17 protein-coding genes, 1 other RNA gene and 1 pseudogene are annotated in these 25,734 nt (G+C 55.5%); 14 read left to right on the plus strand and 5 right to left on the minus strand.

The features are described 5' to 3' along the window. Positions 1 to 15: 15 nt before the first annotated feature. The 10 genes and pseudogenes from HRH33_RS23070 (at position 16) to HRH33_RS23115 (ending at position 10,960) form a co-directional block, all read left to right on the plus strand. The gene (locus HRH33_RS23070) at positions 16 to 2,826 is read left to right on the plus strand and encodes an FAD-binding and (Fe-S)-binding domain-containing protein (RefSeq protein ID WP_167417883.1); all 2,811 of its coding nucleotides are present in this window, start codon (positions 16 to 18) and stop codon (positions 2,824 to 2,826) included. A 135-nt stretch (positions 2,827 to 2,961) separates the two neighbouring features. Next, on the plus strand, positions 2,962 to 3,240 hold the full coding sequence (locus tag HRH33_RS23075) for a hypothetical protein (protein WP_034139332.1): 279 nt from the start codon (positions 2,962 to 2,964) through the stop codon (positions 3,238 to 3,240). A 94-nt stretch (positions 3,241 to 3,334) separates the two neighbouring features. Further along, positions 3,335 to 3,724, plus strand: a transfer-messenger RNA (tmRNA) gene (gene ssrA / locus HRH33_RS23080). A 186-nt stretch (positions 3,725 to 3,910) separates the two neighbouring features. Beyond that, positions 3,911 to 5,167, plus strand: a complete 1,257-nt coding sequence (locus HRH33_RS23085) for an integrase domain-containing protein (RefSeq protein ID WP_173603553.1) — start codon at positions 3,911 to 3,913, stop codon at positions 5,165 to 5,167. 907 nt (positions 5,168 to 6,074) lie between these two features. Beyond that, the gene (locus tag HRH33_RS23090; protein ID WP_173603554.1) at positions 6,075 to 7,442 is read left to right on the plus strand and encodes a YfjI family protein; all 1,368 of its coding nucleotides are present in this window, start codon (positions 6,075 to 6,077) and stop codon (positions 7,440 to 7,442) included. Beyond that, the gene (locus HRH33_RS23095) at positions 7,426 to 7,785 is read left to right on the plus strand and encodes a hypothetical protein (RefSeq protein ID WP_173603341.1); all 360 of its coding nucleotides are present in this window, start codon (positions 7,426 to 7,428) and stop codon (positions 7,783 to 7,785) included. The genes HRH33_RS23090 and HRH33_RS23095 overlap by 17 nt, the downstream gene beginning before the upstream one ends. Next, positions 7,763 to 8,743, plus strand: a complete 981-nt coding sequence (locus tag HRH33_RS23100; protein ID WP_173603555.1) for an integrase domain-containing protein — start codon at positions 7,763 to 7,765, stop codon at positions 8,741 to 8,743. Before HRH33_RS23095 ends, HRH33_RS23100 begins: the two co-directional genes overlap by 23 nt. Beyond that, a pseudogene (locus HRH33_RS23105) lies at positions 8,740 to 9,009 on the plus strand (hypothetical protein); the annotation flags it as partial. The gene HRH33_RS23100 and the pseudogene HRH33_RS23105, both read left to right, overlap by 4 nt. 83 nt (positions 9,010 to 9,092) lie before the next feature. Beyond that, positions 9,093 to 9,692: a Pycsar system effector family protein gene (locus tag HRH33_RS23110; protein ID WP_173603556.1), complete on the plus strand. Its 600-nt coding sequence runs from the start codon at positions 9,093 to 9,095 to the stop codon at positions 9,690 to 9,692. Beyond that, the gene (locus tag HRH33_RS23115; protein ID WP_163011502.1) at positions 9,680 to 10,960 is read left to right on the plus strand and encodes an adenylate/guanylate cyclase domain-containing protein; all 1,281 of its coding nucleotides are present in this window, start codon (positions 9,680 to 9,682) and stop codon (positions 10,958 to 10,960) included. The genes HRH33_RS23110 and HRH33_RS23115 overlap by 13 nt, the downstream gene beginning before the upstream one ends. Positions 10,961 to 11,021: 61 nt before the next feature. Here HRH33_RS23115 and HRH33_RS23120 read toward each other — a convergent pair whose 3' ends face one another. Genes HRH33_RS23120 through HRH33_RS23135 form a run of 4 tightly spaced genes read right to left on the minus strand, consistent with a single transcriptional unit; the run spans position 11,022 to position 18,250 of the window. Next, positions 11,022 to 14,144 carry a type I restriction endonuclease subunit R gene (locus HRH33_RS23120; protein WP_173603557.1) on the minus strand — a complete coding sequence of 1,041 codons (3,123 nt, stop codon included), beginning with the start codon at positions 14,142 to 14,144 and terminating at the stop codon, positions 11,022 to 11,024. Beyond that, a complete protein-coding gene (locus HRH33_RS23125; RefSeq protein WP_173603558.1) occupies positions 14,141 to 15,193 on the minus strand; it encodes a PDDEXK nuclease domain-containing protein in 1,053 nt (350 codons plus the stop codon). Before HRH33_RS23125 ends, HRH33_RS23120 begins: the two co-directional genes overlap by 4 nt. Further along, a complete protein-coding gene (locus HRH33_RS23130) occupies positions 15,190 to 16,527 on the minus strand; it encodes a restriction endonuclease subunit S (RefSeq protein WP_173603559.1) in 1,338 nt (445 codons plus the stop codon). Before HRH33_RS23130 ends, HRH33_RS23125 begins: the two co-directional genes overlap by 4 nt. Next, a complete protein-coding gene (locus HRH33_RS23135) occupies positions 16,517 to 18,250 on the minus strand; it encodes a class I SAM-dependent DNA methyltransferase (RefSeq protein WP_173603560.1) in 1,734 nt (577 codons plus the stop codon). The genes HRH33_RS23130 and HRH33_RS23135 overlap by 11 nt, the downstream gene beginning before the upstream one ends. An 855-nt stretch (positions 18,251 to 19,105) precedes the next feature. On the opposite strand from HRH33_RS23135, the gene HRH33_RS23140 reads away from it, so the two are divergent. The 4 genes from HRH33_RS23140 to HRH33_RS23155 all read left to right on the plus strand — a co-directional run bounded on the left by HRH33_RS23140 (position 19,106) and on the right by HRH33_RS23155 (position 25,128). Continuing rightward, positions 19,106 to 20,038: a chemotaxis protein CheV gene (locus tag HRH33_RS23140; protein ID WP_034139357.1), complete on the plus strand. Its 933-nt coding sequence runs from the start codon at positions 19,106 to 19,108 to the stop codon at positions 20,036 to 20,038. Between the two features lie 79 nt (positions 20,039 to 20,117). Beyond that, entirely contained in the window at positions 20,118 to 21,221 is a 1,104-nt protein-coding gene (locus HRH33_RS23145) for an HD-GYP domain-containing protein (protein ID WP_167417878.1), read from the plus strand. Between the two features lie 159 nt (positions 21,222 to 21,380). Next, on the plus strand, positions 21,381 to 23,543 hold the full coding sequence (locus tag HRH33_RS23150; protein WP_167417877.1) for a methyl-accepting chemotaxis protein: 2,163 nt from the start codon (positions 21,381 to 21,383) through the stop codon (positions 23,541 to 23,543). Between the two features lie 151 nt (positions 23,544 to 23,694). Then, entirely contained in the window at positions 23,695 to 25,128 is a 1,434-nt protein-coding gene (locus HRH33_RS23155; protein WP_034139360.1) for an ArnT family glycosyltransferase, read from the plus strand. A 15-nt stretch (positions 25,129 to 25,143) separates the two neighbouring features. On the opposite strand, the gene HRH33_RS23160 is transcribed toward HRH33_RS23155, so the two are convergent. Beyond that, positions 25,144 to 25,632: a TIGR00645 family protein gene (locus HRH33_RS23160; protein ID WP_034100811.1), complete on the minus strand. Its 489-nt coding sequence runs from the start codon at positions 25,630 to 25,632 to the stop codon at positions 25,144 to 25,146. Positions 25,633 to 25,734 lie beyond the last annotated feature (102 nt).

Here is a 25,734-nt window from a genome sequence, read left to right on the forward strand (position 1 = left end):
ATTTCTGGAGGACGAATGAGTCTGCCTGCCGCTTTCCTTAATGACGTCGCACAGCTGATCCCACCAAACCGACGCTTCGACGACCCGCTGTCCACCCTCGCGTTCGGAACCGACGCCAGCTTTTACCGATTGATCCCACAACTAGTGATCCGTGTAGAGTCCGAAGACGAAGTCGTGACGCTGCTGCAATGGGCCCAGCGCGACCATGTACCCGTTACTTTTCGCGCCGCCGGCACCAGCCTGTCCGGGCAAGCGATCAGCGACTCGGTGCTGATCGTACTGGGCGACAACTGGAACGACCGCGAAATTCGTGGCCAAGGCACGCAGATCCGTTTGCAGCCCGGCGTGATCGGCGCGCAGGCCAACGCCTGGCTCGCGCCGTTCGGGCGCAAGATCGGTCCGGACCCGGCATCCATCAACGCTTGCAAGATCGGCGGCATTGTTGCCAACAATGCCAGCGGTATGTGCTGCGGCACCGCGCAGAACACTTACCACACCCTGGCGGGCATACGCTTGGTGTTGGCCGACGGTAGCCGTCTGGATACGGAAGACCCTGTCAGCGTCAGCGCTTTTCGCACGCAACATGGCGCACTGCTGGAGCGCCTGGCAACACTGGGGCGCGAGACGCGGGCAAATACCGAGTTGGCGGCAAAAATTCGCCACAAATACCGTCTGAAAAATACTACCGGCCTGTCACTTAACGCCTTGGTGGACTTTGACGACCCGCTGGAAATTCTCAGCCACCTGCTGGTGGGCTCCGAGGGTACGCTGGGTTTCATCAGCGCAGTGACCTACAACACCGTGGTCGATCATCCGAACAAGGCGTCGGCATTGATTGTGTTCCCGGATGTGGAGACCTGTTGCAACGCCGTCACCGTGCTGAAAACTCAGCCAGTCTCGGCCGTAGAGCTACTGGACCGCCGTAGCATGCGTTCGGTGCAGAACAAACCCGGCATGCCCGCGTTCGTACAACACCTATCGGAAAATGCCTGCGCATTGCTGATCGAATCCCGCGCGGCGACTTCCTCGCTACTGCAGGAACAACTGGCACTGATCATGGCGTCCCTGGCCGGTTTTCCTGTGGAGAAGCAGGTCGATTTCACCGAAGACCCCGTGGAAAACGCCCGCCTGTGGGCCATTCGTAAAGACACCTTCCCCGCCGTCGGCGCCGTACGCAAGACCGGTACTACGGTGATCATCGAAGACGTGACCTTCCCGGTCGAGCAATTGGCTATCGGCGTAAACCGCCTGATCGAACTGTTCGACAAACATCACTACGACGAAGCGATCCTTTTCGGACACGCGCTGGAAGGCAATCTGCACTTCGTGTTCACTCAAGGCTTCAACAGCAGTGAGGAAGTCACACGCTATCAAGCGTTCATGGATGACGTCGCGCAGCTGGTTGCAGTGGAGTTCGGCGGTTCGCTCAAGGCCGAACACGGCACCGGGCGTAATATGGCCCCATTCGTCGAGCTGGAATGGGGCAGCGATGCCTATCAGTTGATGTGGCAACTCAAGCGCCTGCTCGATCCCAACGGCATTCTCAACCCGGACGTGGTGCTCAGCGAAGACCCGCAGATCCACCTAAAGCACCTCAAGCCGCTGCCCGCCGCCGATGAGTTGGTGGATAAATGCATCGAGTGCGGATTCTGCGAGCCGGTCTGCCCATCCAAAGGGCTGACACTGAGCCCGCGCCAACGCATCGTGATCTGGCGCGATATCCAAGCCAAAAAACGCGCCGGGGTTGATACCACCGAACTGGAAGCGGCTTACCACTACCAAGGCATCGACACCTGCGCCGCTACCGGTCTCTGCGCCCAGCGCTGCCCTGTGGGAATCAATACCGGCGACTTGGTGAAAAAACTGCGCGCCAGGAACGCCGACCGTACGAAAACGGCCGAATGGCTGGCCACCCATTTCTCCACTGCGTTGCAAGGTGCGCGCTTTACCCTGCATGTGGCGAATGGCGCCCGCATGCTACTGGGCGCGCCGCGCCTGGCCAAGCTGTCTGCCACAGCAACCCGTTTGTCGAAAGGGCAAATCCCTCAGTGGACCAACGCCATGCCCCAGCCGGAAAAAGCCATTCGCTTCAGCCCTCCTGTAACTGACGAGCGGCCCCGCGTGGTCTACCTGGCGGCCTGCGTGTCGCGGGCAATGGGCCCGGCTGCCGGCGATAAAGAGCAGATGTCGCTGTACGACAAAACCCGTGGCCTACTGGAAAAAGCCGGGTACCAAGTGGTTATCCCAGAGAATCAAGACAACCTGTGCTGCGGTCAGCCATTCGCTTCAAAAGGTTACGCCGAACAGGCCGAACACAAACGCCAGGAACTGATCGGCGCCCTGCTCCACGCCAGTCGCGGCGGCCTGGACCCCATCTACTGCGACACCAGCCCCTGCACCCTGCGCCTGGTGCAAGACCTGGGCGAAACCCGCTTGGACCTCTATGACCCGGTGCGGTTTATCCGCACCCATCTGATGGATCGACTGGACTTCACACCGCAGGAAGCACCGATCGCGGTGCACGTCACCTGCAGCACCCAACACCTGGGCGAAAGCCAGGCGCTGATTGAACTGGCCCGACGTTGCGCCAACACCGTGATCATCCCGGAAGGCATTCATTGCTGTGGTTTTGCCGGTGACAAAGGCTTTACCACGCCTGAACTCAATGCCCATTCACTGCGCTCACTCAAGGACGCGGTGCAATTTTGCAGCGAAGGTATTTCCACCAGCCGCACCTGCGAGATCGGCCTGAGCCAACATGGCGGCATCGATTATCACGGGCTGGTTTACCTGGTGGACCGGGTCACCCAGGCCCGCGCCCATTAACGCCGCAAAAAAACAGAACCCCTGCGCGTCGGCGTAGTCAGCTGAATAGGCCTCGACAAGCGAGGCCCTCACTGATGTCGCTGGCAGCCGTCGAACGCCAGCAGCGTCGAGCCCTTTTGCGCAAGGAGATACCCGATGAAGCGTTCCGCTCTAGCTGGCTTGTTCATGACTGCTGCGATGCTGGCCTCTCCCGCCTTCGCCGCCGGTGACAAAGACCTGTGCCAGATCAACCTGGACAAAATCAATAACGGGAAAGCGCTGCTCGCCACCGATACCAGTGGCAAAAGTGGCGAAGTCGACACGGCCGTGGCTCAAGCCAAAGCAGCACACGCTGCAGGTGATGACAAGAAGTGCATCGAGATCACCTCCAAGACGCTGCAAGACCTGCAAAACAGCGAGAAAGGTGGCGAGTAAGCGTTAAGGCCAACCTTCGGGTTGGCCTTCCGTGACGGTTTGGCGTACACTGCACAGGCTTGTCACTCACTAAGAAACAAAGAGTTACAAGCTCGGGGCCGTTTAGGATTCGACGCCGGTTGCGAAACTTTAGGTGCATGCCGAGTTGGTAACAGAACTCGTAAATCCACTGTTGCAACTTCTTATAGTTGCCAATGACGACCAACACGGTGCTGCTCTCGCTGCTTAATTGCAGCTGACATGCACTCCTGGTGCCTTCGGGCCCAGCAATCATCAGGGGATGTCTGTAAACCCAAAATGATTGTCATATAGAACAGAATCGCCGTGCAGTACGTTGTGGACGAAGCGGCTAAAACTTACACAACTCGCCCAAAGCACCCTGCCCGTCGGGTCGCCAAGGGTTAACTTAATAGACACGGCTACGCATGTAGTACCGACAGCGGAGTACTGGCGGACGGGGGTTCAAATCCCCCCGGCTCCACCACTTCATCATCTAAAGACGTCCACGGACGTCTTTTTTTGTGCCTGAAATCCAGGTAAATCAAGGGGTTCAGGGCTACTGGCTTCCGTAGAAGAATTTTGAGTTCCAGGCGTTTTGGTATCCCATTTGGTATCCCGGACCCACCGGTGCTATTTTTGGGATACCAAAACGGTGTCGGAGGTAGCTCTCATGCCTACTAATGCAACCCGCCTATCAGACCGCCAACTCAAGGCAGTCAAGGCAACAGGAAAAGACTTCGTTCTCACTGACGGCGACGGCCTTCAACTCAGGGTCAGAGCCAGTGGCTCGATGATCTGGAACTTTAACTACCGCGAGCCGGTAACCAAAAGCCGCCTCAACATGGCGCTCGGCCCTTACCCAGCCCTCTCGTTGGCGAATGCCAGAAAGAAAGCAGCTGAGGCACGCGAACTGCTGGCGCAAGGCATCGACCCCAAAGCTTACCGCGATGAGCTAAGGCAGGCCAAGCTGGCAAAAACCGAACACACATTCGAGAAGGTGGCCACCGCCTGGTTCGAACTGAAAAAACACTCCGTCACAACGGCCTACGCCGAAGACATCTGGCGCTCACTCACGCTGCATGTTTTCCCCTGCCTCAAAGCCACACCCCTCGCAGACATCACCGCCCCCATGATCATCAAGCTCCTACGCCCGATCGAGGCCAAAGGCAGCCTGGAGACGGTCAAGCGACTTTCCCAACGTCTCAACGAAATCATGGCCTACGGCGTCAACTGCGGACTGATCTTCGCGAACCCGCTCAGCGGCATTCGGGCAGCCTTCAAAAAGCCGCAAAAAGAAAACATGCCGGCACTTCCCCCCGAAGAACTACCCGACCTCATGTTGGCGATTGCCAACGCCAGCATTAAACGCATCACCCGCTGCCTCATCGAATGGCAACTGCACACCATGACCCGCCCTGCCGAGGCTGCCGGAACGGCCTGGGCAGAAATTGATTTCGAGAAACGCATCTGGACCATCCCAAAGGAGCGCATGAAAAAACGCCGAGCGCACCCCATCCCCCTGAGCGACCAGACACTCGCGCTGCTGGAGACACTCAAACCCTATAGCGGCCACCGGGAACATGTGTTTCCGGCAGACCGAAATCCGCGTACTCACGCCAACAGCCAAACCGCGAACATGGCGTTAAAACGTATGGGTTTTCAGGATCGGCTGGTCAGCCACGGCCTGCGATCAATGGCCAGCACCATCCTCAACGAACATGGATGGGACCCGGAGTTGATTGAAGTCGCACTCGCCCATGTCGACAAAGACGAAGTCCGAAGCGCGTACAACCGAGCGGACTACATCGAGCGAAGACGCCCGATGATGACTTGGTGGAGCGACTACATTCAAAAAGCCGCCACCGGCAATTTGTCGGTGACGGCCATTCATGAAAACAAAAACGGGAACGTCATCCCGTTTCGTTAATCAGTTCCTACTGGCGACAGCGGCGACACTGGCGACAACCCACTTATTTAGCGGTCCTGCGCATGGCGACAAAGCGGCGACCGTCGCCACCATCTGCATCGCCCACAAGCTTTTAAGGCCCAGCCCCTGAGGGCAGGAAGGCTTTGCCTTCCCGTCCTCAGGGGCTCACTTTAAAAACCGACGAACGGCCCACTGTCCATTCAAAGCCACCGTCTTCCATACACATCCATCGCCTAAAAACCCCACCCCATACACGGTTGACCACCCTCCGAGCACGCGCTACACCAGAGCCGTAGAGCGCTGTCATCGACAGCATTGCCCAGGTAGCCAGGGATCTTTAAAGCTACGCCCTACAGTGGTGGTCCCAGCCATGCGCGCTCGCTTCCAATTAGGCGCGCAGTCACGCCCAACGTGATCGAAGCCAACTTATCCACAGTGCAAATGCGGCAGCCCACGCCCGTCTCTTTCTCCAGGAAAGAGACGGGCGCCGAAACCACTGCCGCAGCCCTTGCCGGGCAACACATTGCAGCGTTTGTCACTGTGACAATCGGCGTGACAAACCCCGATGTCACCCGCAGCAGCAATGCAGATGATGGTGCCGCAGCCCACGGAATGGACTGCACCTGACTGACAGTCAGGCACGCCCTGGTCATCGCATCACTGCCTGCAACAGACTCAGGATCTCGCGGCGCTGGTCTCGTCAGCCAACGCAGCCTCCACCCGCCCACTTCAGTCGAAGTGCTCAGGAGGCCAGATCATGAGATGCCCAAGCTCCCGGTCGTAAAGAGCCGCCCGTCCCGCGTTAGTGGACAACCCTCACAGGCTGCAGGGGCCTTGATCCCTGATAACACTCAGCAAACATGGCGGGAAGAGTGAGGGAAGATTTCGAAGCACCAGGAGAATGACGATGCAATTGTGCGAAGCGTTCGACCTGCCACAGCCGCTGCTGGAATACCGGCCCGAGCCGCTGGCGTATCCGGTAGAAGCGTTGGGACAGATATTGGGGCCAGCCGTCGAACGCATGGCCGAGGTGATCGGCGTGCCCTGCGCCATGGCTGCGCAATCGGTGTTGGCCACTGCCGCCCTGGTGACCCAGTCGCACGCCAATGTGCATCTCGATGGCCGTGTTTATCCGTTGTCCCTGTACATGCTGACGGTGGCATCGTCGGGTGATCGGAAAAGCGCAGTGGATCATCTTGCGCTGGCGGCTGCGCGTGAGTGGGAGCGCCGGCAGTGGACGCTGTACTTGGAGCAACTGAAAGCCAATCGCGCTGCCATTCGAGGAAAGCACGACGCTCGTGAGTTATCCGACCCCGTGCCGCCTAGGTTGATCATCGCCGAGCCCACCATTGAGGCGCTGATCAAAAACCTATGCCAGGGCTTGCCCAGCATGGGGTTATTCAACGATGAGGGCGGACAGTTTTTAGGCAGCAGCACGATGAGCAAAGAGAACCAACTCAAGGCCATCACCACCCTTTCAGCGCTCTGGGATGGCAGCCCCATCGACCGGGCGCGCTCCATGCCTGGCGAAAGCTTGCGAGCTTATGATCGTCGACTCAGTCTGCATCTGATGCTGCAACCTTACCTGGCCAACCAGCTACTCACAGACCGGATGATCAATGGCCAAGGCATCCTTGGCCGCTGCCTTATCAGTTGGCCCGAACGCCTTGTGGGGCGGCGCTTGTACAAGGCAGTCGACCTAACGCGAGATGCCAAAACCCTGTGTTACCAAGCACGCATCACCGCTCTGCTGGATAAGCCGATGTCGTTGCACAAGGATGGCTCACTTAACCCTGACAGGCTGGAACTGACACCCAGCGCGCGTACTGCCTGGATCGATATTCACGACACCATCGAATGCCAATCTGGTGAATTTGGCGAGCTGTCCGGCATTCAGTCCGTAGCCGGAAAAGCAGCCGCCAATGTGCTGCGTATCGCTGGGGTATTGGCGGTGATTGAAGACGCGCATGCAGTGGACGAAACCCATATCCAGCGCGCCTCGACGCTAATGGATTACTACCTGGCGGAAATCCAGCGCCTGACGGAGCAGGAGCCCATCAACAGTTTACGCGAAGAGGCGGATCGACTATTGCGCTGGCTAACGCAAAAAGGCTGGACCCAATTTACCGTCCGCGACCTCAACCGCAATGGCCCCCGCTTTGCCCGCAAAAGCAGTCACCACACAATTACGCTGCTGGTCGAATTGATCTCACATAGCTGGCTGGACTCTCCTGACGGAAAGACCTTCGAGGTGCGCCATGTTCCGCCTCAATGACGCGGTGCGCCGTTACCAGGCGCAGCATCAGACACGACCTGCGTTGCGGAGTGTCGCCACTTCCGTCGCAGCCTTGTCGCCAAGCTTCAGAGCAGCAACTACAAGGGTTGTCGCCACTGTCGCCGTTGTCGCCACACCCGCCTTAGGGCCTGTCGACATCGGCCAACTGATCCACCAACTGCGCGAAGAGGGAGCAATGCTCCGGCATCAGCAAAACGCCCTGATTATTCGTCCCACACATTGGCATCAGACGGACAAGATCAGCGCCCACTGGAAAGCGGTGCTGCGCTTTCTGCAAGACACGGAAAACGGTGAAGCCGATGGCATTGGTCGGCCGGCGTGATGGCCGAAACTTTGGCTACGGCCGTCAGCTCAGCTATGCCGGCCCACAAGCGCTGAAAGATATGTTTGCCGGCGGCCACTTCGCGACGGTCAAAGCACACAGTGATCGCTGGCAGGCGTTTGTGAAGTGGTGTCGGTCAACAGATGGCCCCGGTTACAACGATGCCCGCCAGATAGATCGCAGTACCTTGCACAGCTACGCCACACACCTGCGTCAGCAAATCCAACAAGGTGAAATCTGCATCGCCACCGCGCAGAACCGCCTGAGTAGCGTAAACCGTACCCTCGCAGCACTACGCGGTGATCAGTACGTGAAAATCGCCAGCCCGAGTAAGGCACTCGGCATGCAGCGATCAAGCGTGCGCATCCGAGCACCGGATGGCCAAGACCACCAACAACTGAGTCGAGTGATTGAAGCGCTTCGTGAGCAGCAACACTACCGCGTCGCTGCGATCGTCTGCTTAGCCCGAGCAACCGGCATGCGCTTGCGCGAAGCAATCCTGGCTGACCTGCCACGTTTGCAACGTGAGGCTAAACACTTAGGCCGCATCAATATTCAGGATGGGACCAAAGGCGGCCGGTCAGGGGCCTCTGCGCAGCGATGGATAGCGGCCGATGAAGAGGTGAAGGCGGCATTGCAAATGGCTTGTCACGCCTCACCGGCCAGCAGCCGCAACTTGCTGGCCCAAGGCGAAAGCTATGCGACTTTCCTGCAGCAGACGGTGCGGCCCGCTCGCGAATTACTACAGAGGCAGGGGGTGAAGGGGTTTCATGAGTTGCGAGCTGCCTATGCCTGTAAACGTTACGAGCAACTCACCGGCCACGACGCCCCGGTCAATGGTGGTCACTGTTATCGTATGGATCACGACCTTGATCGATGGGCACGACAACGGATCAGTGCTGAGCTCGGGCATAACCGGGTCGATGTGGTTTCGACCTATACAGGAGGTCGGACATGACCAAGCCCTTCGATATGGCGCTGTTCCTGAGCGGCGCATTGACCGGCTCGACAGCCACGCAACAACGACATCTACGGCAAGCCCGAATCATGCAAGCCGCCATTCAACAACGATGGCAGCGAGACAATCCTTGGCGCTGGCAACTCAAGCACATGCGATGGTTTTTCACTCAGCATCTGAAGAACCGCTCGGACGCCACTCGATATCACTATCGACTCACCGCTCTGTTAATCGAGAAACGATTAGGTGCTGAGCGGGATGTATTAACGCGCAACACGGTTAGGAAGCGATCGTTTGCACGATGTGATGCTAGGATGATGTCACCTATCGTTATTGGAGATGCTTTAAAATGGATACCCCTGAGTTGAAGGCCTCCGAGGAGCGAGGAAAGGTCAGCGATGAGCAAAAGCTTCGGATGTCTAGCCTTTGGGACAGCCTAAAAAGATTTGACGCATACATTGGGACAGTGAATTTCAAAAGTGGGTTATTAACGACTCTAAACGCAGCAATATTCGGCGGCGTTGTTCTCAAGGCAGACAGCTTCATTCAAAAGGAAAGCCATTATCTATACTTATTAATTTCCATCCTAACATTAATAACGCTTCTTTCGCTATTAAGTATCTACTACGTAATCAAAAGCATCTGGCCCAATTTAACAAGTGCCAGCACTGGCCCCAGGGGGACTGAGCCTCATTCAATATTTTTCTTTGGCTCTATTGCCAAAAACTTCACCGCTTCTGAATTTGCGAACTCCGTCAAGGTAAAAAGCGCCGACGAGCTTGAGCGTGACTTGTCAATTCAGGTCCATGAAGTTGCCGTTATAACTAATTTAAAATTTAAAATAATTTCCAAGGCAGCAAACCTAACCAAATGGAACCTTGTAGCTCTGCTTGCCTTTGGTTTAATTCAAACACTTGAAGTCGCAGGATATTATATATGTCACGGATGAATAAAATATTTGGCTCCTTTGAAATGGATCCCACACTCACAAAATCAGCTCGCACTTTCGACTCTACACAATCACCGAAAATGGTGACAGAATCAGTATCACTTGAGTCAGTAGAGCAAATACATGATTACGGCATTCAAAACAATATACGCAAACTTTATGGAAAACCTGGTATAAAAAACGCTGTAATTGGCGGACATCCAGACTTCGACCATTTAGTCGAATCAGGCGAATGGCAGAAGGGCTTTGTAACATCACTATTCGTTGACATACAAGGTTCAACCCGACTAGGGGTATACTATTCACCGGAAATGGTTTTTTACTTTAAAAATCAAATTATAAAATGTGCTATTGAATGCGTACTTGCATTCGACGGCCACGTCCATCGCATAATGGGAGATGCCGTCCTCGCATTTTTTAGAGGCGAAGGGAATACGAATAACAGCGCAATTGATGCTATCAACTGTGGCGCCGTCCTTGTTCAATATATCCGCGAGGAAGTGGTTCCAAAGCTACGCGAACGCGGCTTAGCTGAGGATGTCGGGATTCGAGTCGGCATAGACTACGGAACTCACGAACAAGTTCTATGGGGAATGTATGGTTACGCTGGTGTATCGGAGGTAACAGCAACCTCTTTCCATGTCGACGTTGCAGCAAAACTGCAGCAGAGTGCTCCTCGAAATCGAGTCATGCTTGGACAATCAGTTGTTGATCTTCTAGACCTACACGATGAAGTCGTGGAAGTGAGGCGCGCCATAAGTGCAGGTGAGAAAATAACATTACCTTATGTCTCCCCGAATTACAGAGACGCTGACGGTCGGCCGATGAACTACCGCCAGTATGTTCTTTCTCAGGATAAATACAGCGCATTACTTCCGTATCCCGAGGACGATAATTACCCGATAAAAATATCCAGTACAATAAAGCGAGAGGAAGGCATACAATCAGATGAACACTACTACAAATGCTCGCGGTCTGTGCCATTGCATCAAGGCATAGAATTCAAAGCGCTCTTCAGGCCAATTACTTCATCTAACAATATAGAAGTAAATTTTCGTGTAGAGAACAATGGAAAACAGGCCGGGATTGCTAACGACAAAGGGAATCATGAAACGCTCGTCAAAGCAATACAGCGCGATAACGGCCTCTATTTTGCTAAACGCTGGGAAGGAGCCTCCTATCTAGGGCTACATCATATGTTTGTATCCGTGCTTGAGGACGGGGTCTTAACGTATCCTGAGCAAAAATACAGCGTATTCATTGGATAGATTGACAATCTGCGGCCCTTTCCTTATCACCCTTTGATCTGTGATAAGGAAAGGACTGTTTCTACAACCAACCTTCACATAGCATTGCTGCCTGGTCGAGAATCATCTGCGCCGCATCCTCAGCCTTATCCGGTGGATACTTGTATTTACGCAAAATCCGCCGCACCAGGATCCGCAGCTTAGCCCTAACGCTTTCACGACTACTCCAGTCGACACTCACATTAGCCCGCAGACTGGCAGTCAGCTCATGGGCGATTTTCGCCAGGATTTCATCGCCCAACTCCCGCACAGAAGCCTCGTTAGTCGCCAAAGCATCGTAAAACGCCAACTCATCATCGTTCAGCCCAAGCACGTCACCGCGCTTGCTGGCCTGGGCGAACTTTTTGGCCATTTCAATCAGTTCTTCAATGACCTGCGCCGTTTCAATGGAGCGGTTCTGGTAGCGTTTGATGACGTTGCCCAACAACTCAGAGAATTTCTTCTCTTGAGTCAGGTTAGAGCTGTAACGGCTTTTGATTTCGCCTTCGAGCAATCGCTCCAGAAGCTCCACTGCCAGGTTTCTTTCTGGAAGGTTGCGCACCTCTGCGAGAAACGCGTCATCGAGCAAGCCGATGTTAGGTTTTTCAAGGCCCACCGCCTCGAAAATATCCACAACATCACCAGAGACCACTGCATTACCGATGATCTGTCGAATAGCTAGCTCGCGCTCTTCGTCGGTTTTTTTCTGCTGACTGACTTCGCGCTTGATCAGAATGACCTTAATAGCCTGAAAGAACGCCACCTCTTCGCGAACAGCTTTGGCCTCATCCAGCGTGCAGCACAAAGTAAATGCCTTACCCATGGCCAACGCGTTATCAGCAAACCGCTTTTTGCCATCTTCCATTCCCAGGATATGGTTAGCTGCGCCGGCCAGTAGTTTGTGTCCTCCCGTGAGGAAGTCACCGTAATCGAAGCCATGTAGCAGGCTGCGTAAAACGTCGAGTTTCTCCTCTAATACCGAATAAGCCTCGTAGGCATCCACCGTCGGCCGGCCTTTACCTTTGCTGCCGGTGTACTCCTTCAGCGCGGCCTTAAGTTCATTGGCAATGCCGATGTAGTCCACCACCAGGCCACCCTGTTTGTCCTTGAAGACACGGTTAACCCGGGCAATGGCTTGCATCAGGTTGTGGCCCTTCATAGGTTTGTCCACGTACAAGGTATGGACGCACGGTGCGTCAAACCCGGTCAGCCACATATCGCGGACAATCACGAGTTTGAGGGGATCCAGTGGATCTTTGAAACGCTTCTCCAAGCGCTTTTTGACCTGCCCAGAATAGATATGCGGTCGCAGCAAGGCCTTATCCGATGCGCTGCCCGTCATCACGATCTTGATTGCACCTTTCTCCGGATCCTCGTCGTGCCACTCCGGACGCCGAGCGATGATCTCGTTGTACAGGTGCACACAGATCTCGCGACTCATGGCGACCACCATGGCTTTGCCGGGCATCTGCTCCATACTGGCCAGACCCAGATTACGGGCCTCAAAGTGTGTGATCAGATCCGACGCAATGCTCCGAATCCGTGGTTCTGCCCCGACGACCTTTTCCAACGCGGCCCAACGGCTTTTCAGTCGCGACTGCTGGTCGTCTTCTTCATCTTCTGCCAACTCGTCGACCTGATCGTCGATCGTAGGTAGCTCGCTCTCTTTCAGAGACAGTTTGGCCAAGCGCGATTCATAGTAGATGGCGACGGTCGCCCCATCTTCAGTGGCCTGCTGCATGTCATAGACGTGAATGTACTCACCAAAAACCGAGCGCGTGTCGCGGTCCTCACCGGATACTGGAGTACCAGTAAAAGCGACAAAAGTGGCGTTCGGCAGCGCGTTACGCAAATGATGAGCAAAACCAACCTGATAACGGGCTTTGCTCTCGGCAACTTGAAGCCCAGTAGGCACTTTCAGCTCAGCGTTAAAACCATATTGAGTGCGATGAGCTTCATCGGCGATAACAACAATGTTTGGCCGCAAGGACAATACCGGGAAGCTGTCTTCATCGACTCCAGGCATAAACTTCTGGATGGTCGCGAACACAATACCGCCACTAGGACGGTTGGCCAGTTTCGCACGCAAGTCCCCACGTGATTCCACCTGGACGGGTTGCTCACGCAGCAAATCCTGGGACAATGAGAACACCCCGAATAACTGACCATCCAAATCGTTGCGGTCAGTGATCACCACAATGGTTGGGTTTTCCATCGCCGCTTCCTGCATCACCCGAGCCGCAAAACACGTCATGGTGATGCTTTTGCCCGAACCTTGCGTATGCCAGACCACCCCGCCCTTATGACTACCGCCGGGACGCGATGCCGTCACTACCTGCTGAATGGCAGCGCGAACGGCGTGGAATTGGTGATAGCCGGCGATTTTCTTTACCAGCCGGCCGTCATCTTCGAACAATACGAAGTAACGCAGGTAGTCGAGCACCATCTCGGGTGCCAGAGCACCACGTACCAATGTCTCCAGCTCATTGAATTGCCCCAATGGGTCGAGATCCTGGCCGTCGATAGTGCGCCAATTCATAAAGCGCTCAAGATCTGCCGACAACGACCCCATACGGGCCTCACTACCATCGGAAATCACCAGGACTTCGTTGTATTGGAACAGGTCCGGAATCTGCTCTTTATAGGTCTGGATTTGATCAAAGGCTTTACCCAGATCAGCCTTCACATCTGCAGGGTTTTTCAGTTCGAGCAATACCAACGGCAGCCCGTTAACAAACAAGATGATGTCCGGACGCCGAGTGTGTTTCGGCCCCTGGATACTGAACTGATTGACCGCCACCCAGTCATTGGCTTTCACATCAGCCCAATCGATCAGGCGAACGAAGTCGCCTCGGGTTTCACCGTCTTTTTGATACTGCACGGGTACACCGCCGACCAGCAGGCGATGGAACAAGCGGTTAGCCGACAACTGCACCGGCAGTCCCAACTCTAGCACCTGCTTTAACGCATCTTCACGTGCAGCTATTGGAACCTTTGGATTAAGCCTCGTCATAACATTGCGCAGGCGCTCAGCCAGCACCACCTGGCGATAGCTTTCACGCTCGGGTTGCTCACCATCATGAGCGATATTCGGCCCATACAAATGGGCGTACCCCACCTCTGCCAGCCAGCCGAGGGTCTCCTGCTCCAATTGGTCTTCGGTCATTCCAACTCACTTCCTGTGTTCAGATCACCGGCCAATTCGGCCTCAATCTCGGCAATGCTCGGCAGATTTCGGCCCAGGGTTTCGGGCAAGTCGCGCAGCAATTGGTATTCGGCAACGCCGATGGGTTTTTCGATGCCCGACAAAGCGTACTCGGCCACCAAGCGGTTTTGCTGTTTGCACAGCAGCAGGCCGATGGTAGGTTTGTCATCCTCAGCTTTAATCTGCGCATCCACGGCCGCCAGATAGAAATTCAACTGGCCAGCGTGTTCGGGTTTGAAAGCCGTTGCTTTGAGCTCTACCACCACATAACACTTGAGGCGGGTGTGGTAGAACAGCAAATCAATGAAGAACTCATCACCGCCCACATCCAGGCGAAACTGGCGGCCGACGAAAGCAAAGCCTGCGCCTAGCTCCAGCAAGAAACGGGTGATATGGCGGATCAATCCATCCTCAATATCACGCTCATGAGCATCGTCGCCCAAGCCGAGAAAGTCGAACAGGTAGGGATCTTTCAGGGTTTCGTGAGCCAACGCCGACTCAGCAGCCGGTAAACGTGCAACAAAGTTAGTGACTGCCGCGCCCTGGCGCTGCTGCAAGCGGTTCTTGATATTCTGCTCCAGCGTGCTGCGTGACCACCCGAGCAAGACGGTTTGCTGCGCGTACCACTCACGCTCGGCAGGGCTGGCCAGCTTGGTCAGCAGGGTTACCACATGGAACCAGGGCAATTGGGCAGCAGGCTGCTGCCCAAATAGAGCATTAGGGCAATGCTGGGCAAAAAACGCCATGTACTTGAGGTTACGGCTGGAAAAACCACGGATATCGGGAAAGGCATCGGAAAGGTCGCGCGCCAATCGCTCAATGACTTTGGCCCCCCAACCCTGGAGTTGCTGACGTTGACGGATTTCGCCGCCGAGGCGGTGATACAGCTGCACCAGCTCGGCATTGGCGGCCAGCGCCGCACGCTGCCGGGCCTGGGCAATATCGCCTTTGAGTTGCGCTAGCCATTCGGCGTAGCCTTCGGGGAGCACCGGAGTCTTCGATGGGCTCATGCACACACCGCTTCGATCTGTGCCTCGGCCTCTGGCAAGCGCAACTGACCAGAGATCAGGCGTGGCAGTAGGATGTCACGAAGCTGGGTGAGGGTTCTGATGCGCCGCTGATTCGCGTTTTTGTTACTTTCAACAACTCCAAATACAACCTCATGCAGCTTTTTCACAACATCTGCTGGAGGTATAACCAGCCTCATATTAGATAAGGATCCAAGGCTCAAATTAGCCTGAACCGCTTGGACGACTTTTTCGCCCATCTGCGCCTTTGAACCAGTGAGTCGTAAAAAATGGCTAATAAAAACGGAAGGAAAACCATTAAATTCAGGGCGTACCAAAGCAACTGCCTGATTAGTATTGGCCGGGATAAAATCATCTGTCATCACCGCAACTCGACCAATTGTCCCAGCAATGGTTATGAGTACGTCCCCAGCCTTTAGTTGAGACCTAGACAACAACTGATGGGTTTCATCATCTATATATGCAAATTTATCAGGTAAAAATTGCCCATCATCCGTCAATGATTCAGCCTTGACGAAGTTGATCCCGCTTTCCACGAAAGGACGCTTTAACGTGGTTGGGGTTGTTCCCTTGGTAATACGTTTGGTCACGTCTCCCAACCTCGCAACCTTCCAGCCCATCGGTACCAACCCCAGCTCGGAATCTGCAAAGCTATCCGGAAACAACGCCGAAGTCGCCGCATCCATGCCTTCCGGTTCAAGTCCTTCGGCCTTGGCCCGCACCGGGTCGAAATCGACAAACCAGGATTTGAAGAGCGCCTGGGCGATGGCTTCCAGGGTGGCATTGGTTTCACGGAGCAGGGTGATACGGTCGTCTAAAGCACGTAGTGTTCCGACAACCTCTTTCTGCACGTCCAAAGGCGGAACTGATATAGGAAAGGAGCCGAATTCAATAAGAGAGATTCGATCAACTGTACTTCCGTGGACTGTTCGCTTCCGAAGGGTCTCTTGGAATTCTGGACTAAGATAAGCATATAAAAGATAGTCAGAAATAATCTTGGATGGATCCACCCGCATGAGTGCCATGCGGCGTCCTAAGCAGCAACGTAAACCTTCCGGAATTACAGCAACTTGCCCAATTCGGGTCTCATAAGAAAAGACGATGTCACCAGCCTGAGGAACAACACGCTTCGTCCATTTTACGAAATCATCCTCTGACAGATGCTCCGTCGTGGAGAGATCCAATTGCCCATTGTTTAGCGATGAAATCCCAAGAAATATCGGGCCACTAGAGGTCTTTTTCGGGGTGGCGTGAGGGCCGTCAAAAATCCCAAGACATAGAGAGCCAATTGCTACCGTCTGCCACTCAGAGCTCATAGCCGAGCCCTCCCAGCTTCTGCCTGATCAACTGATCGAGCACCGTGCCTTTGGCCATCTGCTCGCCTAGCAGTGCGATGAGGTTCTGCATCTTCTCGGCAAAGGCTTCGTCGTCATCTTCCACTGCTTCGGCTCCGACATAGCGGCCCGGGGTCAACACATGCCCATGCTCGGCGATCTCGGCGAGGGTGACGCTGCGACAAAAGCCGGCCACGTCGGCGTATTCGGTAACTTCGCCACCGACCTCCAGCGGCACCCCGCGCCAGTTGGCCACGGTCTGCGCAATGCGCTCGATGTCGCTATCGAGCAGTTCGATCTGCACCCGACTAACGTTGCTACCGAGCTTGCGTGCATCGATAAACAACACCTCGCCAGGCCGCTTAGTTTTTTGCTTGGCCAAAAACCACAGGCAGGCTGGGATTTGCGTGTTGAAAAATAATTGCCCGGGCAAGGCGACCATCACCTCGACCACGTCAGCCTCGACCATCGCTTTGCGGATGTCACCTTCGCTGTTCTGGCTAGAGCTCATTGATCCGTTGGCCAACACAATGCCGGCACGACCGCTGGGCTTGAGGTGAAAAAGCATGTGCTGCAGCCAGGCGTAGTTAGCATTGCCTTGCGGCGGCGTGCCATAGACCCAGCGCGGATCTCCATCGAGGCTACCGTGCCACCAGTCACTGATGTTGAACGGTGGGTTGGCTAAGACGAAATCGGCGCGCAAATCGCTGTGCTGATTACGGATAAAGCTGTCAGCTGGCTCCTTGCCAAGATTGAAATCGATGCCACGAATAGCCAGGTTCATCGCCGCCAGACGCCAAGTGGTCGGATTGGATTCCTGGCCATAGATCGAGACGTCCCCCAGCTTTCCGCCGTGGGCTTCGATGAATTTTTCCGACTGCACGAACATGCCGCCCGAGCCGCAGCAGGGGTCGTAGACCTTTCCGTGATGGGGGTTGAGCACGGCCACCAGGGTCTTGACGATGCTCGCCGGGGTGTAGAACTGTCCACCGCGCTTACCTTCGGCACTGGCGAATTGGCCGAGGAAGTATTCATAGACTTGGCCGAGCAGGTCGCGGGCAAGGTGAGCATCGCCCCCGAACCCAATAATGGAAATCATATCGACCAGCTCACCCAGCTTGCCATCCGGAAGCTGAACACGGGCATAGCGTTTATCAAGGATATTTTTCAGCGACGGGTTTTCCGCTTCGATGGCGGCAAGCGCCTCGTCGATGCGTTTGCCGATGTCGACTTGCTTGGCGTGGGCCCGTATGGACTCCCAGCGCGCCGTCTCCGGCACCCAGAATACGTTCACTTCTTTGTAGTAGTCGCGCTCTTCCAGCTCACCGGCTAATAGCTCGGGATCGTCGCCGCCCAGATAGTAGTCGTCACTGTCCTCAGCAAAACGACGCTCCAGCTCGGCACGGCGGCCAGCGAAACTGTCAGAGATGTACTTGAGGAAGATCAGGCCGAGAACGATGTGTTTGTACTCAGCAGCGTCCATATTGGCGCGCATCTTATCTGCAGTAGCCCACAGAGTTTTTTGCAGGTCCTGCAGGGTATTACTGGTTTGCGGAGCTGTGGCCTTGCGCCCAGGCTTCCTCTTTACCGACTCGGGCTCTGGGGTGATAGGACTTTCGCTCGACGAAAAACGAGCACGTGCCTGATTGAGCGCTTCTTCAGCAAGACTGCTGGCGGTCTGGTCGGCACCCTTTTGAACCGTCATGGACTACTTCCTACATTCGACGCAGATGAATTGCGTGGTAAAAATTGAAAAACCCGACCATAGAGGTTCAGGCGAAGATTGCCCGCATGATAACGGGTCACCACACCTTTCGTCTGAGTTGTAACGACCAAAAGAACGCGTACAACCTCGCAAGGCAGTGAGTGCCCTGAATCGAGGTCAGTCCAGCGGGCTTGCGAGGCATCAAGAAAGCTCGTCGCGATTTAAACGGTATTCCAATTGGTATTCCAACCAAAAAATCAAGCTGAAATTCACTCAACAAATCAACAGCCTACTTAGCCAATTCAACTTACCCCGGCACTAAAAACGCCCACGGACGTCTTTTTTTGTGCCTGAAATCCAGTGAAATCAAGGGTTTCAGGGCCTTTGGCTTCCGCAGAGGCCTTTTGACTTCCATGCGTTTTGGTATCCCAAGCTTTGGGAGTACCAAAACGCTGTCAGAGGTGGCTCTCATGCCTACCAATGCTCACCATCACTCCCTTCTGCCAAATCAGGGCAACCAAGACAGCAAAAAACGACTTCATTCTCACTGACGATGACTAGCCTTGGCGTAGAATCAAGACCCGTAAAACCCCACTCAACGCGACGTCATCATTTTAAATAGACTCCCCGTCTCCACTCTCAACTTTACCAATTCATAATTATTCTCACCACACACTTAATAAGCTAGCCACCTATCTAATTTAAAACAACCGTCTGAACTCAACCCCATCTGACAACACCTCTCTTTAACCAACCACACCGCCCCGTTTTTTATTTCACAGGTATTTCACATATCCTTACTTATGCTAATGTCATTACGACATCATCGCTATCAAACCCGGATCGGGAGTGTGTATGACAGGTCTTCTGGCTTCCGTTAACAGCCGTACGCAACTGGTCGGGCAAAACCGTCTGGAATTGCTTTTATTCCGGTTCAACGACCATCAGTTATACGGCATCAATGTGTTCAAAGTGCGCGAGGTTATTCGCTGCCCCAAGTTATCTGTACTACCAAAGTCTAATAACAACATTTGTGGCGTGGCGAACATCAGAGGCTCTTCCATCCCCGTTCTAGACCTTGCGATGGCCACTGGGCTGCCGGGTATTACCGATAAGGAGAGCGCTTTTATCATACTTACGGAGTACAACAATCGCGTTCAGGGTTTTCTGGTTTATGCGGTTGAGCACATTGTTAATTTGAATTGGGAGGATATCCATCCTCCGCCCAAGGGCAGTGGTGATAACAATTATCTGACCGCTGTGACCCGCGCGGATGATCGGTTGGTAGAGATCATCGATGTGGAAAAGGTGCTGACAGAAATTTCTCCTACGTCGGAGGAGATTTCCAACGGTGTGGTGGATCACCAGGTGACTCAGTGGGCACGGCATCTGCGTGTGCTCACGGTCGATGACTCAATGGTCGCCCGCAAGCAGGTCACGCGTTGCCTGGAAACCATCGGGGTGGAGGTGGTTGCGCTGAACGATGGGCGTCAGGCCCTGGATTATCTTCGCGCCATGCTCGATGAAGGGCGCGATCCGCAGGAAGAGTTTTTGATGATGATCTCGGACATAGAGATGCCCGAGATGGATGGCTACACCCTGACCGCTGAAGTACGCAGCGATCCGCGCCTGGCGAAGTTGCATATTGTGTTGCACACCTCGCTGTCGGGCGGGTTTAACCAGGCCATGGTCAAGAAAGTCGGGGCCGATGACTTCCTGGCGAAGTTCCGCCCGGATGACTTGGCCGGTCGGGTCGTCACTCGCATCAAGGCGGCCAACGCCAACTGATCCATTCAACCACCACACCATTCACGCCAGGGAGGCTGAGCGGCAATACATAAAAAGAAGAAACAGTAGAGGCCATATCATGACCAAGTGTAATGAGCTCTATCATCAGGTCCCAGTCGGCGAAGCAAGGCCTTTCTGGAAGGGCACGCTGGATACCTGCATATCGGGCTGTGCGCCCACGTCGCCCAATTCCGCATGCGACCCCGGCACCACAGCCACGACCATCTCCCCCACCTCAATGAAAGACGAGCTGATCGCCGCCCAGGCGGTGTGCACCCGAGCCAAAGCGGCCGTCATCGAAATGTTCAGCCATGCGCGCATGGGCCGTGCGCTGGAGCTTGAGTCCATCACCTCGCTGGTGGATGACATTTCCAGCTCGATCGCCCGCCACCCCGACGCCTTTATCAGCCTGGCGCGCCTTAAAAGCATCGACGATTACACCTATATGCACTCGGTGGCGGTGTGCGCGCTGATGATTGCGCTGGGCACTCAACTGAAATTGCCGCCCGCGCTCATTCGTCGTGCAGGGCTGGCGGGGCTGCTGCACGACATCGGCAAGATGGCTATTCCAAACGCCATTCTTAATAAACCCGGGCGGTTGAGCAGCGATGAATTGCAAGTGGTCCGCCGCCATCCCCTGGAAGGCGAAAAAACCCTGCAGGGCACCGCCCAGGTGTGCGACCTGGTGGTGGACGTATGCCTGCATCACCACGAGAGAGTCGACGGTACTGGCTACCCTCACGGGCTGGCGGGTGAGCAAATCAGTGTTTTTTCACGCATGGCCGCAGTGTGCGACGTCTATGACGCGGTGACTTCCGACCGCTCCTACAACCAGGGCTGGGACCCCGCCGTGGCCATTCAGCAGATGTCTACGTGGCAGGGGCATTTTGACGATGAAGTATTTCGGGCCTTCCTAAAAGCGGTCGGTATTTACCCCGTGGGCTCTATCGTTCAAATGAAAAGTGGCACCATCGGCGTGGTCATTGAACAACATACTGATTCGCTGTTGACGCCCAAGGTCAAGTTATTCTTTTTACCGGTACTTAATATTTATATCACCCCGAAAGTTATCGATTTGAGTGACCCCGCTCAAACCGATCGCATTATCGCGCGGGTGCCGCCGCAACGTTATGGCTTTAAAAATACCGAACACTTGTGGCTCGACGATAACGAGCCCAACTGATTAGCGCTTGCTGTCATGCAGTATTGACCGATGAAACGATAAGCATCGGCGCTACTGCCTAAGCAGCCCATAGTTAAGCCTTAAGTCTTGTGTGCACAAAGACATTGGAATGCCAGTATCCGGTGATATTGGCAACTATCAGCGCAGGCAGGAAACATCATGAAATTCAACTCATTGCAGACTCGAATTTGCTTTACCGCAGGACTCTGCTTATTCATCTCTTGCGCCAGCCTGGTTTTATATGGGCTGTACTCTTCAAATGCGAATCAAACTTACGTGGGCCGTGAAGTTTCAACGCTGATTGAAAATGCGACCATCCGCGAAGTGCAGAACCTCGCCGAATCGCGCGCAAATGCCATCCAAGCCAAATTGCAGAACGCCCTGGACTCAGCTCGCACAATGGCCAACACCATGAGCGCCAGTAAAAGTGCGCAGAGCCCGCTCGCTCTGGGCCGGGAGCAAATCAACACAATGTTGCTCAGCGTGCTCAAGGACAACTCGGATTTCAACGGCACCTACTCGTGCTGGGAGCCGGATGCCCTGGACGGTCAGGATCAAGCCTCTCGTAACAATGAAGGTGGTAACAACCCGCTGACGGGCCGTTTTACGCCCTATTGGACCCGCAGCTCGGACGGCCATATCGCTGTGCAACCGCTGGTGGAATACGACTCCGACGCGCGTCACCCCAACGGTGTCCTTAAAGGCGGCTGGTACTCCGGCCCCCGCGATACCCAGAAAGAGAGCGTGTTGGACCCGATCCCCTACGTGGTCCAAGGCAAAAACGTGTGGCTGACGACGCTCTCGGTGCCCATCACCGCCAATGGCAAGTTCTACGGTGTGGTCGGTGCTGACTTCGATATTTCGTTTATCCAGAAACTCAGTGAGCAAATGTCCGCCGACCTGTATGATGGCAAAGGTTCGGTAACGATCCTGAGCCATCAAGGCTTGGTGGTGGCCAACAGTAAACGCCCCGAACTGATCGGCCAGCCATTGAAGGCATTGCTACCCAACACCTGGGAAAAGGTCTTGGCCAACGTGCAGAAGGGCCAGGGTGACAGTCGGATGAATCAGGACGCCGAGGAGATCGAGGTACAAATGCCGATCACCCTGGGCCGCACCGGCAAACCCTGGGCGATCTTGATCCATTTGCCCAAGGCCGTGGTGATGAGCCAGGCGATTGCGCTGGAGCAGGAGCTGAAGTCCCGCGGGCTGAGCAGCAGCATCTGGCAGGTGGGCGTCGGGCTCAGTATTTCTGTGCTGGCCTTGATTGTGTTGTGGTTTGCCACCGCGAAAATCGTCGGTCCGATCCGTGAGGCCGCGACCCTGGCCGCGACCATCAGTCTTGGGGATTTTTCCCAGCGTCTGGTTCAGAAATCCGAAGATGAAGTCGGGCAGTTGTCTTTTGCCCTGAACGAAATGTCGGACAGCCTGCAACGTCAGGTAAAAGTCGCCGAACGCATCTCCGAAGGCGACCTGGACCTTGAGGTTCGCCTGTCGTCCCCCAACGACACCCTGGGCAAGGCGTTGGAGAAAATGGTCGGCAACTTGAACAACCTGATCTCCCAGGTTCAGGTCAGCGCCACCGAGATCACCGGCAGTTCGGGCCAGGTCACAGAGTTGAGTCAGTCGTTGTCCGAGGGGGCGGCCAACTCCGCGTCGTCCATTACCGAGATCAGCGCGGTCATGACGCAAATGGCCGCGCAAACCACCGACAACGCGGCTAATGCCAAAAAGGCCGATGAGCAGTCACAGGCATCACGCGCGGACGCGGGGGAAAGTGACCAGCTGATGAGCGAGCTGATCGCCGCCATGGCCGAGATCGACAACTCGGGCAAAGACATCACGGCCATCATCACCACCATCGACAATATTGCCGCCCAGACCAACTTGCTGGCCTTGAACGCCGCCATTGAAGCGGCACGTGCCGGCGAACTCGGCCGTGGTTTTGCCGTGGTGGCCGACGAAGTGCGTAGCCTCGCCGCACGCAGTGCCGAAGCCGCCCAGCAAACTGCGGCGCTGATCGCCGACTCGTCGACCAAGACCCAGCGCGGCATGGTCATCGCCGGACGCACCGCCGATTCGCTGCGCAATATCGTCAGTGGTACTACGGCGGTCTCAAGCCTGGTGTCCTTGATCTATCAGGCGTCGAGCGAACAAGCCTCCGGGCTGCAGCAAGCCAGTATCGGCCTGGAGCAGATCGATGAAGTGACTCAGCAAAATCAGCACAACTCCCAGCAATGCGCGGTGGCGGCCAAGAACTTGTCGGAACGGGCCAACGCCATGCAGCAAGGGCTGAGCCGTTTCAAGGTCAAAACCAGCTAGCGCGGCGGCCCGGCCGGGGGCGGTCAACCGCTGCCCTCGGTCCCTTTCATCAACCGCAGGTTCATTCACGAAATGTTAAGAATCGCCTCCCTATACTGACCGACTGCGAGCCGCTCCCCCGAGCGGCGCCCTGCCCCGGTATCCACAACCCATGACGCGCCCCGCCTCTCTGCTGCTCCTGCTTGCTGGCCTGTTGTTTTTCTTTGCTTTGGGTAACCACGAACTGCAAGGCTCCACCGAAGCCCGCGTCGCCGGGATCGCCATGGCGATGCACCTGGACAACGACTGGGTGGTGCCGCAGTTGTTTCGCGAGCCGTTCCTGGAAAAACCACCCCTGAGCCTGTGGCTGGACGCCGGCGCGATTCGCGTGTTCGGCGGCACCACCTGGGCGGTGCGCCTGGCGTCGGCCTTTGCTGGGTTGTTCAGCGTGATGCTGCTGTACGGGATGCTGCGCAAGTTCGGACGCCCGCAAACCCTGGCGTTCAGCGCGGCGTTGATCCTGGCGACCATGGCCAGTTACTGGAGCAATGTGCGGGGTGTCGGCGAGGATGCGTTGCTCAGCCTGGGCGTGACCACCGCCCTGCTGGCGTTCTACCAGGCGGTGCGGCCGGATCGTCAAGGTTCGGCAACCGGCGCCTGGGCGTTGTTTACCGCCGGGATGGTGATCGCCACGTTGAGCAAAGGCGTGCTGGGCCTGGCGATGCCTGGCGTGGTGATCTTTGTGTACTTGGCCAGCACCAGCCTGATGGACAAACGCCTGCGCCTCGGGGACTGGCTCAAGCCGGCGGCATTTACCCTGTTGGCTCTGATTCCTCTACTGATCTGGCTGATGTTCCTGTTCCAGCGCGGCGGCCTGCAGGCCGTGGGCGAAGTGCTGTGGACCAATAGCGTCGGACGCTTCAGCGGCGAATTCGTTGAGGCCGGGCATTACGAACCGTTCTATTACTACCTGCTGAAACTGCCGCAAGCGTTCTTACCGTGGAACATCCTCGTGTACCTGGGGCTGTGGCATTTCCGCAAAAGCCTGGTACGTAATCGTTACCGGTTATTTTTCAGCGTTTGGCTGGTGGCGCAGTTCACGTTGCTGACGTTGGCCTCAAGCAAGCGCACGGTATACCTGATGGCCCTGACACCCGCCGCCGCTGTGCTGGCCGCCGAGTATGGGCGGGTCATCTTGGAGTGGCTGAAGGCGCATAAGCCGTCACTCTACAAGTACCACAGACATCTGGTCGGCGGCGTGTTCACGCTAGCGGTGGCGTGTTACCTGACGGCCGCGTTCTGGTTTGCGCCCAAAGCCGATGTACGTCAGTCATTCGTGCCGGTGATCCGCCAGGTTCAGGCATTGCAAGCCGAAGGCAAGGAAGTGGTGTTGTTTCAACCCAACGAACGTATTGCCGGGGCCAGCGTGTTTTATTTGCAGAGCTACTTGAAGATCCTGCAGACAGACGCGCAACTGCACAGTTACCTCGCCGCCAGGCCCGGCAACGTTGCGTTGCTGGACCGTACCGACGGCCTGAGCACGCAGGTCAAGGTGATCAAGGAAATGGCGATCAATCGCCAGCCCTACTACTTCGTCGAGCAGTAAGGCCGGCGCGGCAGGTTAGTGTTTGGTGAGTTTGTCCAGGTAACCCATGGCGAATGCCGAGACCACGAAGGTCATGTGGATGATCACGTACCACATCAGGTGCTGAGGATCGACGTTCTTGGCGTCCATAAAGATGCGCAGCAAGTGGATGGAGGAAATCGCCACGATGGAGGCGGCCACTTTCATCTTCAGCGACGAAGAGTCCATGGTGCCCAGCCAGTTGAGCTTTTCCTTGTTGTCGTCGATATCCAACTGCGAGACGAAGTTCTCGTAGCCGGAAATCATCACCATCACCAACAGGCCGCCGACCAGGGCCATGTCGATCAACGACAACAGCAGCAGGATTACTTCGGCTTCCAACATGGTGAAGATGTTGGGAATGACGTGAATGATTTCCTGGAAGAATTTCAACGCCAGGATCAGCAAGCCCAGGGACAGCCCTAGGTAGATCGGCGCCAGCAACCAGCGCGAGGCGTACATCGCATTTTCGATAAAGCGTTCCATTGGATCTCACACAGCGTGGTTAGAAATGGCGGCGAGTATACCAGCCGCCATCAACGCGCTGTAACCGCGTGAAAACTGACCTGGGCGGCTTCTGTAAGAGAA

The organism is Pseudomonas rhodesiae (assembly GCF_013285305.1).
Taxonomy (GTDB): domain Bacteria; phylum Pseudomonadota; class Gammaproteobacteria; order Pseudomonadales; family Pseudomonadaceae; genus Aquipseudomonas; species Aquipseudomonas rhodesiae.

Excerpts from the sequence above, each read along its gene's own strand:
- HRH33_RS23090 (WP_173603554.1), top strand. The coding sequence starts at position 6,075 with ATGCAATTGTGCGAAGCGTTCGACCTGCCACAGCCGCTGCTGGAATAC.
- HRH33_RS23135 (WP_173603560.1), bottom strand. The coding sequence starts at position 18,250 with ATGACGGTTCAAAAGGGTGCCGACCAGACCGCCAGCAGTCTTGCTGAA.
- HRH33_RS23125 (WP_173603558.1), bottom strand. The coding sequence starts at position 15,193 with ATGAGCCCATCGAAGACTCCGGTGCTCCCCGAAGGCTACGCCGAATGG.
- HRH33_RS23095 (WP_173603341.1), top strand. The coding sequence starts at position 7,426 with ATGTTCCGCCTCAATGACGCGGTGCGCCGTTACCAGGCGCAGCATCAG.
- HRH33_RS23100 (WP_173603555.1), top strand. The coding sequence starts at position 7,763 with ATGGCATTGGTCGGCCGGCGTGATGGCCGAAACTTTGGCTACGGCCGT.
- HRH33_RS23085 (WP_173603553.1), top strand. The coding sequence starts at position 3,911 with ATGCCTACTAATGCAACCCGCCTATCAGACCGCCAACTCAAGGCAGTC.
- HRH33_RS23140 (WP_034139357.1), top strand. The coding sequence starts at position 19,106 with ATGACAGGTCTTCTGGCTTCCGTTAACAGCCGTACGCAACTGGTCGGG.
- HRH33_RS23150 (WP_167417877.1), top strand. The coding sequence starts at position 21,381 with ATGAAATTCAACTCATTGCAGACTCGAATTTGCTTTACCGCAGGACTC.
- HRH33_RS23070 (WP_167417883.1), top strand. The coding sequence starts at position 16 with ATGAGTCTGCCTGCCGCTTTCCTTAATGACGTCGCACAGCTGATCCCA.
- HRH33_RS23155 (WP_034139360.1), top strand. The coding sequence starts at position 23,695 with ATGACGCGCCCCGCCTCTCTGCTGCTCCTGCTTGCTGGCCTGTTGTTT.
- HRH33_RS23130 (WP_173603559.1), bottom strand. The coding sequence starts at position 16,527 with ATGAGCTCTGAGTGGCAGACGGTAGCAATTGGCTCTCTATGTCTTGGG.
- HRH33_RS23110 (WP_173603556.1), top strand. The coding sequence starts at position 9,093 with ATGGATACCCCTGAGTTGAAGGCCTCCGAGGAGCGAGGAAAGGTCAGC.
- HRH33_RS23160 (WP_034100811.1), bottom strand. The coding sequence starts at position 25,632 with ATGGAACGCTTTATCGAAAATGCGATGTACGCCTCGCGCTGGTTGCTG.
- HRH33_RS23145 (WP_167417878.1), top strand. The coding sequence starts at position 20,118 with ATGACCAAGTGTAATGAGCTCTATCATCAGGTCCCAGTCGGCGAAGCA.
- HRH33_RS23075 (WP_034139332.1), top strand. The coding sequence starts at position 2,962 with ATGAAGCGTTCCGCTCTAGCTGGCTTGTTCATGACTGCTGCGATGCTG.
- HRH33_RS23115 (WP_163011502.1), top strand. The coding sequence starts at position 9,680 with ATGTCACGGATGAATAAAATATTTGGCTCCTTTGAAATGGATCCCACA.
- HRH33_RS23120 (WP_173603557.1), bottom strand. The coding sequence starts at position 14,144 with ATGACCGAAGACCAATTGGAGCAGGAGACCCTCGGCTGGCTGGCAGAG.